16 protein-coding genes are annotated in these 15,888 nt (G+C 64.0%); 8 read left to right on the top strand and 8 right to left on the bottom strand.

Going from position 1 to position 15,888, the window contains the following annotated elements; genetic code table 11:
- Positions 1-15: 15 nt before the first annotated feature.
- On the top strand, positions 16-753 hold the full coding sequence (locus ACLV74_RS09480; RefSeq protein ID WP_411879140.1) for an SDR family oxidoreductase: 738 nt from the start codon (positions 16-18) through the stop codon (positions 751-753).
- A gap of 229 nt (positions 754-982) precedes the next feature.
- Here ACLV74_RS09480 and ACLV74_RS09475 read toward each other — a convergent pair whose 3' ends face one another.
- The 5 genes from ACLV74_RS09475 to ACLV74_RS09455 all read right to left on the bottom strand — a co-directional run bounded on the left by ACLV74_RS09475 (position 983) and on the right by ACLV74_RS09455 (position 6,366).
- A complete protein-coding gene (locus ACLV74_RS09475) occupies positions 983-1,990 on the bottom strand; it encodes a Bug family tripartite tricarboxylate transporter substrate binding protein (protein ID WP_411879139.1) in 1,008 nt (335 codons plus the stop codon).
- A 56-nt stretch (positions 1,991-2,046) separates the two neighbouring features.
- Positions 2,047-2,862, bottom strand: a complete 816-nt coding sequence (locus tag ACLV74_RS09470) for a citryl-CoA lyase (RefSeq protein WP_411879138.1) — start codon at positions 2,860-2,862, stop codon at positions 2,047-2,049.
- A gap of 37 nt (positions 2,863-2,899) precedes the next feature.
- Positions 2,900-3,799, bottom strand: coding sequence for a dioxygenase (locus ACLV74_RS09465; protein WP_411879137.1), 900 nt, complete (start codon positions 3,797-3,799; stop codon positions 2,900-2,902).
- Positions 3,800-3,833: 34 nt separating this feature from the next.
- Entirely contained in the window at positions 3,834-5,138 is a 1,305-nt protein-coding gene (gene oxlT / locus ACLV74_RS09460; protein ID WP_411879136.1) for an oxalate/formate MFS antiporter, read from the bottom strand.
- Between the two features lie 79 nt (positions 5,139-5,217).
- The gene (locus ACLV74_RS09455; RefSeq protein ID WP_411879135.1) at positions 5,218-6,366 is read right to left on the bottom strand and encodes a CaiB/BaiF CoA transferase family protein; all 1,149 of its coding nucleotides are present in this window, start codon (positions 6,364-6,366) and stop codon (positions 5,218-5,220) included.
- A gap of 271 nt (positions 6,367-6,637) precedes the next feature.
- Here ACLV74_RS09455 and ACLV74_RS09450 point away from each other — a divergent pair, with 271 nt between their 5' ends.
- Positions 6,638-7,657, top strand: a complete 1,020-nt coding sequence (locus ACLV74_RS09450) for a LysR substrate-binding domain-containing protein (protein WP_411879134.1) — start codon at positions 6,638-6,640, stop codon at positions 7,655-7,657.
- Here the strand turns inward: ACLV74_RS09450 and ACLV74_RS09445 are convergent.
- On the bottom strand, positions 7,654-8,253 hold the full coding sequence (locus ACLV74_RS09445) for an NADPH-dependent FMN reductase (RefSeq protein ID WP_411879133.1): 600 nt from the start codon (positions 8,251-8,253) through the stop codon (positions 7,654-7,656). The genes ACLV74_RS09450 and ACLV74_RS09445 overlap by 4 nt on opposite strands.
- 94 nt (positions 8,254-8,347) lie before the next feature.
- Here ACLV74_RS09445 and ACLV74_RS09440 point away from each other — a divergent pair, with 94 nt between their 5' ends.
- From ACLV74_RS09440 to ACLV74_RS09415, 6 genes are all read left to right on the top strand, one after another.
- Positions 8,348-8,566, top strand: coding sequence for a hypothetical protein (locus ACLV74_RS09440; RefSeq protein WP_411879132.1), 219 nt, complete (start codon positions 8,348-8,350; stop codon positions 8,564-8,566).
- 46 nt (positions 8,567-8,612) lie between these two features.
- Complete coding sequence (locus tag ACLV74_RS09435) at positions 8,613-9,800, top strand: alpha/beta hydrolase family esterase (protein ID WP_411879131.1); 1,188 nt, start codon at positions 8,613-8,615, stop codon at positions 9,798-9,800.
- 200 nt (positions 9,801-10,000) lie between these two features.
- Complete coding sequence (locus tag ACLV74_RS09430) at positions 10,001-10,510, top strand: hemerythrin domain-containing protein (RefSeq protein WP_411879130.1); 510 nt, start codon at positions 10,001-10,003, stop codon at positions 10,508-10,510.
- A 1-nt stretch (position 10,511) separates the two neighbouring features.
- Entirely contained in the window at positions 10,512-10,820 is a 309-nt protein-coding gene (locus ACLV74_RS09425) for a hypothetical protein (protein ID WP_411879129.1), read from the top strand.
- 92 nt (positions 10,821-10,912) lie between these two features.
- Positions 10,913-11,473 carry an ATP-dependent Clp protease proteolytic subunit gene (locus ACLV74_RS09420; protein ID WP_411879128.1) on the top strand — a complete coding sequence of 187 codons (561 nt, stop codon included), beginning with the start codon at positions 10,913-10,915 and terminating at the stop codon, positions 11,471-11,473.
- A gap of 155 nt (positions 11,474-11,628) precedes the next feature.
- Positions 11,629-12,612 carry a hypothetical protein gene (locus tag ACLV74_RS09415; protein WP_411879127.1) on the top strand — a complete coding sequence of 328 codons (984 nt, stop codon included), beginning with the start codon at positions 11,629-11,631 and terminating at the stop codon, positions 12,610-12,612.
- Between the two features lie 226 nt (positions 12,613-12,838).
- Here the strand turns inward: ACLV74_RS09415 and ACLV74_RS09410 are convergent, their stop codons facing one another.
- Both ACLV74_RS09410 and ACLV74_RS09405 read right to left on the bottom strand, forming a co-directional pair.
- The gene (locus tag ACLV74_RS09410; RefSeq protein WP_411879126.1) at positions 12,839-14,692 is read right to left on the bottom strand and encodes a CocE/NonD family hydrolase; all 1,854 of its coding nucleotides are present in this window, start codon (positions 14,690-14,692) and stop codon (positions 12,839-12,841) included.
- Positions 14,693-14,700: 8 nt separating this feature from the next.
- Entirely contained in the window at positions 14,701-15,684 is a 984-nt protein-coding gene (locus ACLV74_RS09405) for a Bug family tripartite tricarboxylate transporter substrate binding protein (RefSeq protein ID WP_411879125.1), read from the bottom strand.
- Positions 15,685-15,888 lie beyond the last annotated feature (204 nt).

Here is a 15,888-nt window from a genome sequence, read left to right as displayed (position 1 = left end):
ACACAAGGACACACCATGAAAACCATTCTGATCACCGGCTGCTCATCGGGCTACGGCCAGGAAGCCGCGCGCCACTTCCACGCCCAGGGCTGGAATGTCATTGCCACGATGCGCACGCCAGACAACGATGCCCTTCCGCGCTCGGAGCGCCTGCGCGTGCTGGCGCTGGACGTGACCCAACCCGAGAGCATCGCCGCCGCCATCGAGGCAGCCGGACCCATCGACGTGCTCGTGAACAACGCCGGCCTGGGCCTCTTCGGCGCTTTCGAGGCCACGCCCATGGCCACCGTGCGCGAGATCTTTGAAACCAACACCTTCGGCATGATGGCCATGGCCCAGGCCGTGCTGCCGCAGTTCCGCGCCCGCCAGGCCGGCCTGCTGGTCAACGTCACGTCGACGGTGACGCTGGCGCCCATGCCGCTGGTGGCGGCCTACACGGCGAGCAAGACGGCGATCACCGGCTTCACCGAATCGCTCGCGCTGGAGCTCGCGCCCTTCAATGTGCAGGTGAAACTGGTCGAGCCGGGCTATGGGCCGGGCACACGCTTCACGGCCAATGGCGCGGAGCGCATGCAGGGCCTGATCCCCGAGGCCTATGCGCCGTTTGCGCAAGGCATTTTTGCGTCGCTGGGGTCCATGAGCGCCGTGACCACTGCGGCCGACGTGGCCGAAGCGGTGTGGCGCGCGGCGAATGATGGCAGCGCAAGGCTGCACTACCCGGCGGGCGCCGATGCAGTCGCGCTTGCCGGGTAGTCCTGCTTTTAATCTTCGTCATTTGCGGGGAATTTTTATCCGCAGATTTCGCAGATTTACACAGATCAAGAAGTCATGATGAGAGAGCTTGCGTTCGGCGTATGGAGACGATGACGAAGATCAATTTCAATCTTCAATCCAAAGTGCTTTGTCTTTAATCTGCGTAAATCTGCGAAATCTGCGGATGAATTTCTTTATCCCCAGATGACGCAGACGCAGACAGCCCGCCTTAATCGACCTGCGCACCCGAGCGCTTGACCAGCTCCGCCCACTTGCTGATCTCGCGCAGCGAGAAGCTGCCGAGGTCGGCGGGCTTGACGGTGCTCTTTTCAACGCCTTGTGCGGCGAGCTTGGAGGCTATCTCGGGGCTGGCGAGCACCGCATTGACCGTGTTGCGCAGCTTTTCGAGGACGGGCGTGGGCGTGCCGGACGGTGCGTACAGCATGAACCAGGCGACCAGGTCGAAGCCGCCGCCGGGCACCTGTTCGTTGATGGTCGGGACGTCGGGCGCGGCGCTGCTGCGCTGCGCGCCTGAAGAGCCGAGCGCGCGCATTTTGCCGGCCTTGATGTGCGGCATGACGGCGGCCGGGTGGTAGAACATGAAATGGGCCTGGCCGGACATGACGTCGGACATGGCCATGCCGCCCTCCTTGTAGGGGATGTGCACCATTTCGCCGCCCAGCTTGGACTTCAGCAGCTCACCGGCCAGGTGGCCCGAGGTGCCGTTGCCGGCCGAGGCGAAGCTGACGCCCGGCGGCTTGGCGGCTGCCGCCTTGAGGTCTTTCAGCGACTTCAGGGGCGAGTCGGCGCTCACCACCAGCAGGGTCGGCGTCTGCCCGATCAGCCCCAGCGGTGCGAAATCACGGATCGGGTCGTAGGGCAGCTTGCGGTACATGGTCTTGTTGATGGCATGGGTGCCCACCGTTCCCATCACCAGCGTGTAGCCGTCAGCCGGTGCGCGCGCGGAAAAGTCCGTGCCGATGGAGCCGCCGCCGCCGGCCTTGTTCTCCACGATGATGGGCTGCTTCAGGGACTTGCCCATGGCGTCCGCGAGGATGCGGGCCACCGTGTCGGTCGAGGTGCCCGCGCCGAAGGGGACGATCATCTTGATGGGCCGGCTCGGGTAATCGCCCTGCGCGGCGGCGGGCAGCGCCATCAGCATGGCGGCGCCGCATGCCAATGCGGTCAGTGTGTGCCAAAAAGTGCGGGTGGCTGTTTCTGCTCTCAATGTTTTCATGATGGCGTTTTCCCTCTTGGTGGTTGTAAAAAACTCGGCGTCCGTGTGTCTCGAAATCAGGAATGGCTTGCAGTGGCGGCAAAGCCGGCCGGCAATTCACCGTCGTATTCCAGCTCCCGCGTGGCCTGGTAGGACAGCGCGAAGCCTATCGACTGCTCCAGCTCTTCCGTCAGGTGGGCGATCAAGCCCGCCGTGCGGGCCAGGATGGGAACGCCCTTGAGCGCCGGCAGCGGAAAGCCTATGCCCAGCAGCACGGCGGGAATGGCGGCGGAGACGTTCAGGCGCAGGTCCTTGCCGATCACCTGCGGGATTTGCCGCTCGATGGCTTCCGCGATGGCGATGTAATGCAGGTTGGCGCCGTGCTCCCTGGCAACCGCGAACAGGCGCTCGACGCGCGGGTCGCGCGCCTTGTGCAGCGGGTGGCCGTAACCGGGAATCGCCTTGCGCGCCGCGCGGTATTCCTGCAGCACGGCCAGGGCCGCAGCATCGAGGTCGCCGCCGGCACCGGCGCGCTCCTCGACCTCGATGAACAGCCGGCCGGCGGTTTCCGACGCGCCCAGGATGACCGAGCCGCAGCCCAGGATGCCCGCCGCCACCGCGCCCTGCAGCGCGTCCGGCGCGGCGGCCAGCGTCATGCGGCTGGCCTGCACGCTGGGCACCAGGCCGTGCTCGGCGATGGCCACCAGGGTCGCGTCCAGCACTGCGGTGGCCGCCGGGGTCGGCCGCGATCCGGTGACCAGCAGATGGAAGTAGTCGGTGAAAGAGATTTTGCCGATCAGGTCCTTGCAGAGGTCTTCCCCGCGCACGACGATGGTGTCTTCGTTGGAGGTGCTGATGGCGGTGTGGGGCACGGTCGCTTTGCCGATTTTCATGGTGCTTTCTTCGGGTTGGTCAATGGAGTGAGAAAAATCAATGCCGGGCCGGCGCCAGGCGGAAGTCGTGCCGTGCCGACCACCAGGGCTTGTCCATGTCGCGGCCGTCGGGCGCCTTGCCCGCCTCGTGCCGTTCGAAATCGACCACCAGGCTGTCCCGCACGCCGAACACCACGTCGGAGTCGAGGTAGGGGCTGTTGGCCACGAACAGGTGTGTGGTCACGCCCGCATGGCCGGGCATGGAGAGCATGAAGTGGATGTGGCCCGGGCGGTTAGGGTGTTTTCCCATGCCTTCGATCATCTTGCCCACGGGGCCGTCCATGGGGATGGGATAAAAACTCGGCCGTATGGACCAGAAGGCGTAACGCCCCTGCGCGTCGGTGCGGAAACGCGCGCGCGCCAGCATCTCCGTCTGGCCCTCGACCTGCATGTCGTACACGCCCTCCCCGTCGCCGGACCACACGTCGAGCAGCGCGCCGGCCAGCGGCTTGCCCTCGGTGTCGGTGACTTGCCCGGTGTAGTACGCGGGCTCGCCGGCGACGCCTTCAGCGATGTTGCTGCCCAGTTCCCTGTCGGGCGCGCCCGGCCAGTAATACGGGCCCTGCACCGTCGCCTCGGTGGCGGCGGTGGCCGGCAGGCTGCCCGCCGCCTGCGCCGAGGCGCGCGCCTGCGCGAGCATGACCACCTGCATGGACGCGCCCAGCGTGTCCGACAGCAGGATGAATTCCTGGCGTTTGTCGGTGCAGGTCTTGCCGGTGGCCGTCAGGAATTCAATGGCGGCCATCCACTCTTCGGGCTTGAGGTCGACCTCGCGTATGAATTCGTGGAGCTTGACGATCAAGGCCGTCATGAGCTCCTTGAAGCGTGGGTCCCGCGTTTTGTCGATGCTGTCGACCACCGCCTGGGTGAGTTCGGTTTGTGGGTTGGACCTTGTCATTGCGCACGCGCTCCTGTCTGTCTGTTCGTGGAAATCAAAGCCGGCCGTCCTGCCGGGCCTGGGCCACCCAGCGCACGCGCATGGGCTTGAGCACGGCGATCGACAGCAGCGCGGCGGCGATGTCCATCGCCACGATGATGTAGATGATCAGGTCCCAGGACCGCGTCTTTTCATACAACAGCGCGGCCAGCGGGCCGCCCAGGATGGAGCCCACCGCGGTGGCGATCAGCAGGTAGCCGAAGTTTTTTGCGGCATGCCGCGCGCCGAACACGTCGGCCTGCAGCGAGGGGAACAGCGAATAGATTTCGCCCCAGCCGAAAAACACCACGGCCGACAGCACGACAAAGGCCACGGGGTTGGTGCCGAACATGAGCAGCATCAGGATGGCGAAGGCCTCCAGCATGAAAGCGATCAGCATGGTCGGCTCGCGGCCAATGCGGTCCGAGACCCAGCCGAAGAAAGGCCGCGTCAGGCCGTTGGCGATGCGGTCCAGCGTCAGGGCCAGCGGCAGCGCCGCCATGCCCATCACGGCGGTTTCGCTGCTGATACCGAAATGTTTGGCCAGCGCGCCGAGTTGCGAGATCGCCATCAGCCCGCCGGTAGCGACCATGGCCATGATGAGGAACATCAGCCAGAACAGCGGGGTTTTGAGCATCTCGCGCGGCGCGTAGCCGGGCGCCACCGGGATGGGCGCGGCGAGCCCGGCGTCCACCGGGTCTTGGGCCGCGACGACGCGTTTCATGCCCAGCGCGGCCAGCACGATGATCACGGCCAGCGCGATGCCGAACATCACCAATGTTTTCTGCAGGCCGTTGTCGCGGATGCTGGCCGCGATCGGGAAGGTCGTGACGATGGCGCCGAAGCCGTAGCAGCCCGCGACCATGCCGACGGCAAAACCGCGGCGCGCCGGGAACCACTGCACCATCAGCTCCACCACGGCAACGTAGACCCAGCCCGTGCCTATGCCCGAGAGCACGCCGTACGTGAGGTACAGCCAGGGCAGCGAGGTGACGTAGGCCGAGCTCACCCAGCTCAGGCCGACCAGCAGGCCGCCCATGGCGGCGAAAGTGCGGGAAGAAAAGCGGCTCGCCAGCTCGCCGTGCACCGGGCCTATGCCGCACTGGAAGATGCTGAACAGGGCAAAGGTGACCTGCAGCGCCGACAGCGAAACCCCCAGCGAGGCCTGCAGCGGCTGGACGAACAGCGCCCAGACATATTGCGGGCTGGAGATCGCCATCATGGCGACCATGCCCAGCACGAGTTGAACCCAGGGAGCGCTGCCGGCCGCCTTCCGGGGGACCATGTCGACGGCTTGCGCCGGTAGTGTTGATGCGTTCACGATTTGTCTCCTGTTATTTTTTAAACCATCGCTGAAACTCTTTGCGCTCGTGCCCTGTCTTTCCGGCTCACCGCCCCGTTCACGCCACCGGCTGAGCCGCGGCCAGCGAAGCCCGGATTTCGGCGTTGTGCTCCCCCAGCATGGGCGGCGGCACGACGTCCGTGGGGCGCACGCCGTCAAAGCTGACCGGTGACCGCACGGTGGTCCACTTGCCCAGCACCGGGTGTATGCCCTGGATTTCAAGCTGCATGTGTTTGGCCTGCGGGTCCTGCAGCGCCTCGCTGGTGTCGTACATGGGTGCATAGGGCACGTCCTGCGCCTCAAGCCGCTGGCACCATTCGGCGCGCGGGCGCGTGGCGAAGATGCTGCCGAGCAACTCAATCAGCTGGTCCTGGTGCGCGATGCGCGCCTCACGCGAGCTGAAGCGCGCATCGTCAAAAATGTCGGGCCGCTCTATGGCCTCGGCCAGGCCGCGCCAGAATTTCTCGGGCGAGGACATGTGCAGCGCCACCCACTTGCCGTCCGAACACTTGAGCGTGTAGGACTGCGAAACGCTGGGCCGGCTGTAAGGGCCCATGACTTCGCCCTCGGCGAAGAAGTGGGTAAAGGCGTCCAGGTTGAAGTGGCACATGGCTTCCAGCATGGACACCTCGACCGAGCGCCCCACGCCGGTCCGGCTGCGCTCGACCAGCGCGCCCAGGATGCCGTAGGCCGCGTAAAAACCGGTGAGCGCGTCGGCGATGGCCGGCCCCACGATGCGCGGGTTCTCGGGGTTGACCAGCAGGTTCAGGAAGCCGCTGGCGGCCTGCGCCACGGTGTCGTAAGCCGGCCGGCCCGCCGCGGGCCCGGTCTGGCCGAAGCCGCTGATCGCGCAATACACCAGCCGCGGGTTGAGCGCGCGCAGGCGGGCCTCGCCCGCGCCCAGGCGCTCGGCCGCGCCCGGCCGGAAGTTCTGGATGTAGACGTCGGCGTCGCGCACCAGCGCGTCAAACACCTTGGCGTCTTCCGCGTCCTTGGTGTTCAGCGTGATGCTGCGCTTGTTGCGGTTGTAGGTCTGGAAGTGCGGGCTGTAGAGGCCGCCCTTGAAGGCGCGGAAAGGGTCGCCGGTGCCCGGCTGCTCGATCTTGATGACGTTGGCGCCCAGGTCGGCCAGCAGCATGCCCGCCGCCGGCCCCGTGATGAAAGTGCCCTGTTCGAGCACGGTGATGCCTTCCAATACCTTGGGCATGGGTGTTTGTTCCTTAGCTGAGAGATTCGAAAGATGGGCGCACGGGGGACGCGGGCGGTGTGTCCGGGCGAAAGGCCCGGGCCCTGAAATTTCCTTGGTCGTGCATGCTTGTCTCCGCGGCTTCCTGGTGTCTGGGGCCCTGAAGAAGGCGGCTTGAAGCGCAATGGCGTGAGCGTAAGTGGCGCGCACCAAAGACCAAAATGATTAATTTATTTGGTTATCATTGATGCCATCGATCATTAATCGATCATTCGATCATTGACAGGGCGCCATGGAACTCAGACACCTCCGGTATTTCATTGCGCTGGCCGGCTCGCTGAACTTCACGCGCGCGGCCGAGCGTGTCCACGTCACGCAGTCCACGCTGTCGCACCAGATCCGCCAGCTCGAGGATGAGGTCGGGCAGCCGCTGTTCGACCGCGTCGGCAAGCGCGTCGTCATGACCGAAGCCGGCGGCGTGTTCCTGGCCTATGCCACGCGCGCCCTGCAGGAAATCGACCAGGGCCTGGGCGAGCTCAAGACCAGCCCGGTCTCCATGTCGGGCGTGGTGCGCATAGGCGCCACCCACACCTTCAACCTGGGCTTCATTCCCGAATGCATCGCGGTGTTCCTGTCCCGCAACGCCACCGTCAAGGTCGTGGTCGAGGAGCTGTCGGCCGACGCCATTGCCACCCGGCTTGACGCGGGCGACCTCGACCTGGGCGTGGCCTACAGGCCGGAGCAGCGCAGCGACCTGCGCTTCGAGCCGTTGTTCAATGAAGAGCTGGTGCTGGTCGTCGCGAATTCCCACACCCTGGCCCAACGCAAGCGCATCCGCATGATCGAACTGCACCGTGAGCCGCTGCTGCTGCTGCCGCAGAGCTTTTCCACCCGGCGCCTGCTGGACGAGTGTTTCGCCGCCGCGGGGGCCGAACCCAACGTCGTGGCGGAAATGAACACCATCGCGGCCATGCTGGGCGTGGTCGCAAGAATCCACGTCGGCGCCATCGTGGCGGCCAACGCGCTGGGGCAGACCACGGGCCTCACCGTGGTGCCCATGGAAAACCCCACCCCGCTGCGCACGCCCGGCCTGCTGTTCAAGGACGACCGTCCGCAAACGCGCGCGGTCCGCGCCTTCGCGGCGCTGCTGCGCAAAACCGCCATGGCCAGCACCTCGCGCCCCAAGACCTATTCAACGGAAACCGAGGCCGCGACAGAGCCGGTCACCAACGGCAAGCGGGCCAGGCCGGCCTCCGCCGCAGCCGCCAAGGCCGCGCCCAAACGGCCGCGGGCCCGCGCCAGGGCAGCTTAAGGCGCTGAAGCTGAAGCTGGAGCGCCGGCGTTCAGTTGCACCCAGCCGGCGAAGCGCTGCAGGTAGCTCAGCAAAAAGGCCTGGGTCTCGGTATCGGCAAACGCGCCATGCTCGTCAACACAGGAAGCGACGTCGGGGATGTAGGCCTCGGGCGTGGCCATCGTGACCACGTTCAGGCACATCAGCGACTGCCGCAAATGGTGGTTGGCGCCAAAGCCGCCCAGCCGTCCCGGCGAGATCGAGATGACGGCGCCGGGCTTGCCCTGCCACACGCTTTGGCCGTAGGGTCTTGACCCCACGTCGATCGCGTTTTTGAGCACGGCCGGCACCGAGCGGTTGTATTCCGGCGTGACGAAGAGCAGGGCGTCGGCCTCCAGGATGCGTTGGCGAAAATCTTTCCACGCTGCGGGCGCGTCATCGCCTTCCAGGTCCGGGTTGTAAAAAGGCATGTCGCCGATTTCCACGATGTCGAGTGCCAGCGGCTCCGGCACTATCGTGGCCAGCGCATGCACCAGGCTGCGGCTGAAAGAATGGGCGCGCAGGCTTCCCAGGAGGACGGCAACTTTTTTCACGGGGCGCGGAGGGTCTTGGGTCATGGTGTAGAGGTAGAGAGGGTGGGCCGGCAAAGCAGGCAAGCCTATGGCCTCGCGGCGAAAAACGGAAATGGTGAATTCCCCGCCCTGATCATTGATGCTGTCGATCATCGACACAACGCTCCAGGGCTGCCGGCTGCTGGAGATTGAACTCAAGCAGATGCCGGGCGAGGCGGAGCCACCCAGCCTGCTCAAGCCGAAGAACACATCGTTCTTGAACCGCACCGGAACCCGCCAGCGTGCATTCCGGCGGCGCGCCTCCCTGCACCATCGCCCGGCTTCCGCTTACAAAAAGGCGGTGCCGGCCCCTTGCTAATGGGCCTCATCGCCCAAAATGCTGCGATGCAACAAAAGGACTCACCATGCGGATATTTCACGATGCGATGCTCAAGGCCAGGGAATTGACGCTGGGGGGCAAATTGATGGAAGCGACCCTGGCAATCCAGCAAGGCCTGGGACTCACCCAAAACAAGACGGACAAGTCGTCTTCGGCAAGCGCATCGGCGGATGCCGGGCAAGTGGTGGACATGCCTCACGTGTCAGCGGCCCCCGATAAACAGCCGTTTCACACATCGGCGCCGGCGGATGTGGAGGATGTGGCCTTTCGTGAGTTCGGTGTTCCGCAAGAACCGGCCGGGCTCTCCGAGCCGGTGGATGCCCCGGTGTCAGCGCCGCCGCTGGCCTCCTCTTTCAGCGCCGGCACCTTTGAATCCGGCAAACACCGCTATGACTACAGAGTCTTTGTCCCCAGCAATCCCCGCCCGGACTTGCCGGTCGTCGTCATGCTGCACGGCTGCAAACAGGACGCCAGGGACTTCGCCGCCGGCACCACGATGAACGCCGTGGCCGAGCGGGAGAAGTTCATCGTGGTGTACCCGGAGCAACTGCGCCAGGCCAACAGCATGGGCTGCTGGAACTGGTTTGACCCGGCGCACCAAAGCCGCGGCGAAGGCGAGCCGGCGATGATCGCGGCTCTCGCGTCTCACGTCGCTGCGCTGCACCGGGCGGACCCGGCAAGGATTTACATCGCCGGGCTGTCCGCCGGCGGGGCCATGGCCGCTTTGGCCGGCAAGTTGTACCCCGAGGTGTTCGCGGCCGTTGGCGTTCACTCCGGCCTCGCGCCGGGCGCGGCCAGGGACGTTCCCTCCGCCTTCACCGCCATGCGCGCAGGGCCGGGCAAGTCGGCAACTGTGGATGCGATCGGGCTTCCGGTGATTGTGTTTCAGGGGTCGGCGGACAAAACGGTTTCACCCGTCAACGCCAGCGTCATCGCCCGGGAGGAAGTTGCCGCCTGGGCCCGCCACGGACTTCAGCTTTCCCCCACGCACGCTACCGCGCCATCCAGTGGTGGACGCGACTCGAGCATAGTCCGGTGGACAGACCCCGCCGGCAAAGCCTATGTGGAAATCTGGACCATCCAGTCCGCCCCTCATGCCTGGGCGGGAGGCGACCTTGCCGGTTCCTTCACGGACCCCAAAGGGCCGGGTGCCAGCGAGGCGATGTTCCGCTTTTTCGCGCGCCACTCGAACACCCGGCTACCCCGAAAATAGAGCGCACCTGCCGCGGCGCCATGTCTTTTGACATGGCAGGTTTTGATATCGCCTGCGCAAGGGATCGCATTCGGCCTACGTGCTTGTAGTGGGCGTTCCGACACACGCCAGGGCGCGGCCGGGCGAAATTCGGTTGCCAGCGATTCCGCTGGCGGGCCCAGGCCCCAACCACAAAAACCCACGCATCAAAAGGACAGCCCATGGCAACCGCAAAAAAGACCGCAGCGAAGAAAGCCCCCGCAAAAAAGAGCCCGGCCCGCACAGCAGCGCCGAAAGACGCCATCGCCCTGCTGCGCGCCGACCACAAGGTGGTCTCCGACTTGTTCGAACAGTTTGAGAAAACCCGTTCGGACGCCCGCAAGGCCGCCATCGTCGCCCAGATCTGCAAGGAACTCACGGTGCACACCCAAATCGAGGAAGAGATTTTCTACCCCGCCGTCAAAGCCGCCTTGAAGGACCACGAACTGGTCCCCGAAGCCAATGTGGAACACGCCTCGGTCAAGGACCTCATTGCCCAGGTTGAAGGCAAGACCCCCGACGGCGAAATGTATGACGCCAGGGTCAAGGTGATGGGCGAATTCGTGAAGCACCACGTCAAGGAGGAACAAAACGAGATGTTCCCCAAGGCCAAAAAGACCAGGCTTGACATGGTGGCGCTGGGCGAACAGATGACCGCGCGCAAGCAGGAACTGATGGCCGCCCGGGGCTGAAGTGCCCGCGCAAGCTGCCCCTATCGAGCTTCGCGAACGGGAGGCACCCCTTCGCCGGATCGCGGTCCCGGAGGGGCTGCTTGTCGCCAGGCTCAACGCCTGCCTGGCCCATGAGAGGCCCGACCTGGCCTGCGCCATCCTGGCACTTCGCCCCTGCCACCGTCAGGTGCGCAACTGGGAAGTCGCCAAATTCAGCCTGGGCGACAGCCCGGTTACTGATCTCGATGAGCGAATCAAGCAGATTGCGCAAATCCTTGTTCGAACTGCCTTTGGTATCGACGTCGACTGGCCCACCGTCGCGTTGCACTGAAGTCTCTCTCCAACAACCGGGCGGCCTTGTCGCGCGGCTCAAACTCGCGCGGCGCATGCCGGCCCGCGGCGCAACAAATCCATCCTTCTTCCATGACCACCAACGCGCAACTTCCCTCGACCTCCCCCGACATCCGGCTTTTCGGCAATGTGAACGAAGCCATGCTGGCCGAATTTTTCCGCCAGCAAGCCGAAGTGGAACCCGACAAACCCATCGTGATGGAACTCAGCACCTCGGGCGGCGACGCCGACGTGGGCCGGCGCATCGCGCAGGAAGTCCGCATGTGGAGGAATGCCGGTATCGAGGTGTTCTTCCTCGGCAAAACCTATGTGTTTTCCGCGGGCATCACCGTCATGTCGGCCTTCCCGGTCAGCCACCGGTTTTTGACGGCGGATTGCGAGTTGCTGATCCACGAACGCAAGATGTCAAAACACCTGCACCTGGAAGGCGCCCTGCGCGGATGCATGTCCACCATCAACGACGTGCTGGCCGAGATCGAATCCGGCCAACGCCTGGAGCGCCAGGGATTCGCGCAGCTTGCCGAAGGCTCGTCCCTCACGGCGCACGATGTGGGGAACAAGGTCTACAACAAGGACTGGTACCTCACCGCCGGGGAAGCGCTGGACCTGCGCCTCGTAGGCGGCGTGATATGAGCAACACCGGGCCTGGCCGCGCGCGCCGGTGTGGCGTTCAGCCGCGCCTGCACATGCGCTCGCGGCCTACACGCTGACGCACCAAAACAGGCGTGATTTCCGCAATCACAACCCTATCCTGTGGATTCCAACAATTCCACCAGAGGAGATTCACAATGAACGTTCCCCAGTATGCACAAGGCCCGCTCGTACAGGAAGACGGCCCTTATTACGGCGCGCAGGCAGCCGCCAAAGACGCGAGCGGCACCAGCTGGGGCGCGATCTTCGCCGGTGCCGCGGGCGCCGCGGCCCTCTCGCTGATCCTGCTGATCCTGGGCCTCGGCCTGGGCCTGTCCTCCGTCTCTCCCTGGGCGCAGGCCGGCATTTCCGCAGCCACTTTTGGCGTCTCGACCATTGTCTGGATCACCTTCACCCAATTGGCGGCATCGGGCATAGGCGGCTACATCGCGGGCAGGCTGCGCAGGAAGTGGGCCGGTGTGCATACCGATGAGGTCTACTTCCGCGACACCGCCCACGGCTTCCTGGCCTGGTCGATTGCAACGCTGGCAACGGCCGCGCTGCTGGCCGGCACCATAGGCAGCATCCTAGGCGGCGGCGTGCAGGCCGGCGCGTCGATTGCGGGCGGTGCCGCATCGACCGCGGCGGTCGCGGCGGCAACAGGTGCCGGCGGAGCGGCGGCCACGGCAAGCGACCCGGGCTCCGCGTATGCGGTGGACTCCCTGTTCCGCAGGGACCTGAGTGCGGCGCAGGCTGCCGGAACGGCGACCATGAATCCGGTGACGCCCGACATGTCGGCCGCGCAGAGTTCCCCGGCCGCCCCTACCGCCGAAGTCGGACGGATTTTCGCGAACGGTTTGCGCAGCGACGCGGCGCTGCCGCCCGAAGACGTCAAGTATGTGGGCCAGTTGGTGGCGCAGCGCACCGGCCTGAGCCAGCCCGATGCGGAAAAACGCGTGGCCGACACCTTTAACAAGGTGCAAGCCAAAGCCAGGGAGGTGCAGGTCAAAGCCAAGGAAGCCGCCGACCAGGCACGAAAGACATCCGCGTATGCCGCGCTGTGGCTGTTTATTTCCTTGCTGCTGGGCGCTTTTGTGGCCAGCCTGTTCGCCACCTTTGGCGGCCGGCATCGCGACCTCTGATCGCCAGATTCAACTCAAAGGAAAAACACCATGCGTTCACTTTTATTGCTTTTGCTCGGCATTCCCCTCCCCATCGTGATCCTGATTGCGCTTTTCGTGCACTGACGACTTGATGACGTGATGACGGCCAGGTGCCGGCGGCAACGCTCATGCGTGGGGCCGGCACCCTGCCCCAAGGGGCAATAGCGCTTGACGCAGCTTGATCGCGATCCGTACGGCAGGATGACTATTGAGGCGCTTTTGTTTTGCCTGCCACCACCGGCAGCTGTAAACGGCATCCCTGCGAACCACCCGTTTGCAGCGTAAAGAGCGGCGGGCGGCCGTGGGGAACCTGCATGAAATGCTCGGCGTCAGAACCCGAAAGGGACAGCTTCAGCCTGCTCCCGGCAGACAACTTCCAGCTGATCGGCAACATGGCGACCTGAACCACTTCAGTCAATCCTGCCGTCATGGGCCGTGCATTGCGCCGCGAATAATCGCGAAACGGCCATGCCGTCCGGTAGTTATCGGGCGCCTTGCTTGTCGCGCGATGTGCCAACCGGAGACAGCCTTCATTGATATAGATGAGCCTGCCGTCCGCGTCCAGTTCCGACAGGTAAGCGAAGATGGCGCCGTCTCCTTCACTGCAACTGAGCGCCAGCTCCAGCAGAACATGGCCCGCCAGTTCGAGATCCGAGGGCAAGGGGTCGGAGACAAAGGACAACATCTGCGCTTCGTGCTCCGGCCAGTCCTTGTAGTAGTCCACGATGGCCTGCGCCGCCAGGCGCTCGTACCGCGTATGGCGTCCGCTGGACACCGTGAACTTCGTCTGCAGAAGGTCCACCCCCGCTTGACCCGGCCGTTCAGGCAGCAGCTTGCCACCCTTGAGGTACAGGTCCGTGGCCTGTGCGGCCGGCGGCCAGGTCGCCGAACTTCTCCACTCTTCCGCATGGGTGCAGAAATAGTGGACAGGCTCTTCGGCCTCCAACCCTGTATCCATGCCGGCAAGATGTTGATCGAAAAACCGCAACACCTCGGACAGGATGGAGAACTCGGATGCACTCTGGCCGGCGGTGCGCCAGGGAGAGCCGTTCGTGCGGGCGCCGTGGTCCCAGGGGCCCAGCAAAAGACGATCCTTGGGGCCTTTTAATGTCATGAAACGCGATATGGCGCCCTGCACAAACGCGCTCCCGTCATACCAGCCGGACGTGGAATACACCGCAACCTTGCCGGCCACTTCGTTCAGGTACCAGTAAGGACTGCATGCGCCGCTGTGAAGCGAGGCGTCATACAGCACCGGCTCCTCCCGGTAAGCCATCTCCGGCGCCATGTCGCGCAGCATGAAGCTGTCCTTGTGCTCCTCGATGGCCTGCCGCACCAATACGCCGTCCGCATCGTCGTCGACGGGCGCAGGCCCGGCGTAGCGCGGATCAGCGAAGTAAGCGTAGGCTTTCAGTTCATCACGCAAATCCCAGTCCAGCGCGCGAATCAGGTCGTCGTAGTTGGACGTGACTGTCTTGCACATCACGCCGCCGGGGAAGACATGGTCGCTGTAAGTGTCGGACACGGCAAACAGCGGCGCAATGGCCTTGACCGCCTCGTGTCCCGTGCTCCCCAGGAAACAGGAGGCTGCGCCAAGGTAGGAGATTCCCGTTGCACCGATTGAGCCGTTGCACCAGGGTTGTTCCGCAATCCAGTTTGCAAATTCAAGATAGTCGCCGCGTTCCCTGGGCGAACGAAACGCGTCACGCCGGCCAAAACTGGAGCCGCTGCCCCGCACATCCAGCACCACGAGCACATAGCCGCGAGGTACAAAAAAGTCACGGTAGGTCGCGATATTGGGAGCAGCTTCAGCGCCCGGCGCGCTCACCTTGAAGCGCCGGTAATAGGGTGTCATGACGGCGATCACCGGCCATGCCGCGGGAGCCGCGCCGCCTTCGCCGCCTTCTGGCAAATAGACGTCCAGCGCGAGACGGCATCCATCCTGCATCGTCAGGTACCGGGAGCGCGGCGCGCCTACTTTCCACTGGGGGGGGCGCTTTTCCGCATACTGGCTGGGCGCCAGCTTCCATGCGCCACCATTCAAATCAAGATCGGACATGTTTCTGATCAATCCAGGCTGATGTTGAGGGTCTTGATCAGGTCGCCCCAGATCTTCGACTCTTGCTGGGCGCGGTTCTTGATCTGCTCACTGGTGCCGGGAATCGGGAACAGGAACTGCTCATTGAGTTTCTTCTTGTTCTGGTCATCGTCCAGGAAGGCGATCACGGCCGCTGAAAGTTTCTTGACGACATCCGCCGGCATGCCCGCAGGCCCCACCAGCGCGTACCAGCCGGGCAAGGCAGGCATTTGAGGCGCCAGCTCGTTGACAAGGGGAATGTTCGCCATACGGGCCGAACGTTTTTCTCCCGACTGCGCCAAGCCAATGACGGTTCCCGCATCAAATTGAGGCAAGGCTGAAACGGTCGTCACACACATGAGATCGGTTTCTCCCGCAACCACCGACATCAGTGCGGGGCCTGAGCCCTTGTAGGGGATATGGCGCAAGTCCAGTTTCAGATCCCTTGCGATCTTTTCCATGTAGAGATGCGTGGAATTGCCCAGGCCGCCACTGGCAAACGTCAGGCCGCCGGGTTCCGCGCGCGCCTTTTTCAAAAAGTCCGACCAGTTTTTGATGCCGCTTCGTTTACTGGCAATCACCATGAAGCTGGCGTCCACAACGGGAGCGATATAGGTGAAGTCGTTGATCGCGTCGTAGGGCACTTTTTTGTACAGGTGCTGATTGAAACTCGCGATGGACACGCTGCTGAGGAATACGGTGTAGCCGTCCGCCTTCTCCTTGGCGACGGTGGATGCGGCCAGAATCCCGTTGGCTCCGGGCTTGTTGTCGACAATGACCGAGGTGTTGAGGTACTTGGCCAAAAAGTCGGCAAACTGGCGGCCCGTGGCGTCGGCGCCTGAACCGGGGCCCTGGGGCACCACCAGTTTGATGGTCCGGGATGGATATTCCTGGGCCAGCGCGGATTGGGAACCCAATGCGGCCGCTGCGGCCAGCATCACGACAGAACGCCGCCGAATACCTGTGTTTTCCATAACTTTCTCACTCAAACCCGATTTGCACCGGAAATAACAGCCGCTGTTCGAAATGAAATCCAGCGGGTCGAAGCATGTAAAAAAACTTATGCCAGAATGAAATTCTCAGCTTCTGGCCTGGTTCTTTAGACGCGGAAATTCATTATTTCCACCAAATACATTTCCACGCCACTGAAATTAATCTATACAGCCATAAACAAACGC

This window comes from Polaromonas sp. YR568, assembly GCF_943369415.1.
In the GTDB taxonomy this organism is placed as follows: Bacteria; Pseudomonadota; Gammaproteobacteria; order Burkholderiales; family Burkholderiaceae_C; genus Polaromonas.
The sequence above is the reverse complement of the archived record's forward strand: the minus strand, read 5'-3'. Positions and strand labels throughout refer to the sequence as shown.

What these genes read in the sequence shown, in the direction of transcription:
- ACLV74_RS09480 (WP_411879140.1), top strand. Translation starts at nt 16, where the DNA reads ATGAAAACCATTCTGATCACCGGCTGCTCATCGGGCTACGGCCAGGAA.
- ACLV74_RS09475 (WP_411879139.1), bottom strand. Translation starts at nt 1,990, where the DNA reads ATGAAAACATTGAGAGCAGAAACAGCCACCCGCACTTTTTGGCACACA.
- ACLV74_RS09470 (WP_411879138.1), bottom strand. Translation starts at nt 2,862, where the DNA reads ATGAAAATCGGCAAAGCGACCGTGCCCCACACCGCCATCAGCACCTCC.
- ACLV74_RS09465 (WP_411879137.1), bottom strand. Translation starts at nt 3,799, where the DNA reads ATGACAAGGTCCAACCCACAAACCGAACTCACCCAGGCGGTGGTCGAC.
- ACLV74_RS09455 (WP_411879135.1), bottom strand. Translation starts at nt 6,366, where the DNA reads ATGCCCAAGGTATTGGAAGGCATCACCGTGCTCGAACAGGGCACTTTC.
- ACLV74_RS09450 (WP_411879134.1), top strand. Translation starts at nt 6,638, where the DNA reads ATGGAACTCAGACACCTCCGGTATTTCATTGCGCTGGCCGGCTCGCTG.
- ACLV74_RS09445 (WP_411879133.1), bottom strand. Translation starts at nt 8,253, where the DNA reads ATGACCCAAGACCCTCCGCGCCCCGTGAAAAAAGTTGCCGTCCTCCTG.
- ACLV74_RS09440 (WP_411879132.1), top strand. Translation starts at nt 8,348, where the DNA reads ATGCTGTCGATCATCGACACAACGCTCCAGGGCTGCCGGCTGCTGGAG.
- ACLV74_RS09435 (WP_411879131.1), top strand. Translation starts at nt 8,613, where the DNA reads ATGCGGATATTTCACGATGCGATGCTCAAGGCCAGGGAATTGACGCTG.
- ACLV74_RS09430 (WP_411879130.1), top strand. Translation starts at nt 10,001, where the DNA reads ATGGCAACCGCAAAAAAGACCGCAGCGAAGAAAGCCCCCGCAAAAAAG.
- ACLV74_RS09420 (WP_411879128.1), top strand. Translation starts at nt 10,913, where the DNA reads ATGACCACCAACGCGCAACTTCCCTCGACCTCCCCCGACATCCGGCTT.
- ACLV74_RS09415 (WP_411879127.1), top strand. Translation starts at nt 11,629, where the DNA reads ATGAACGTTCCCCAGTATGCACAAGGCCCGCTCGTACAGGAAGACGGC.
- ACLV74_RS09410 (WP_411879126.1), bottom strand. Translation starts at nt 14,692, where the DNA reads ATGTCCGATCTTGATTTGAATGGTGGCGCATGGAAGCTGGCGCCCAGC.
- ACLV74_RS09405 (WP_411879125.1), bottom strand. Translation starts at nt 15,684, where the DNA reads ATGGAAAACACAGGTATTCGGCGGCGTTCTGTCGTGATGCTGGCCGCA.